A 604-nucleotide genomic window follows, 5' to 3' on the forward strand; every position below is an offset into this window, starting at 1 on the left:
AACAGGCATAAGCCTCTTTCTTCATCCTGTGTATTTTATTCAGTTTTCAATGTCACAGATGAAGGAAAGGGGCTAAATTTATGCCTAAAAATAAGGTTTTCGGACAGGCTGCGGGGGGGATACATTCAAATAACTAAGGATATAGTTGTAGTTCTTACTAAAAAAAGAGAAACGGATTTGAAAGACTATAAATTTTTTTGCTTTTCTGGGAACCCAGATATTGTATTAGTTTGTTCAGATAGATTTTCTGGAAATGGCATGTGCGAGGATTTTTATGACAGTAAGTGGGTTCATCTTCCAATTAAAAGACCTGGTCATGATAATGCAGCATATGCAATTGACAAGCCTTTGAATTTTGAATCTATGAAAGACCTAGCTCAAAAGTTATCTTTAGGGTTTCAATTCTTGCGAGTGGATTTCTATGAAATTAATGGAGAAGTTTATTTTGGAGAGTTAACATTCTACCCGGCAAGTGGATTTGCAGGATTTGAACCGTAAGCGCCAAATATTCCTGCGGATTTTCTAATACTCTGATTTCCTCTATAATTGCAGGCGAAAGATATTTAGACTATTTCACTACAATTACGGAGGATAGGTTATGGCA

The 604-nt window shown here is 35.9% G+C and carries 1 protein-coding gene; it reads left to right on the forward strand.

The window, feature by feature from the left end; all coding sequences use genetic code 11:
• On the forward strand, window positions 1-498 hold a 498-nt coding region (locus ACTNB8_RS16395), incomplete at its 5' end, for an ATP-grasp fold amidoligase family protein (RefSeq protein ID WP_441056120.1).
• Window positions 499-604 lie beyond the last annotated feature (106 nt).

The sequence above is a fragment of the Blautia sp. HCP28S3_G10 genome, assembly GCF_052065235.1.
GTDB lineage: Bacteria > Bacillota > Clostridia > Lachnospirales > Lachnospiraceae > Blautia_A.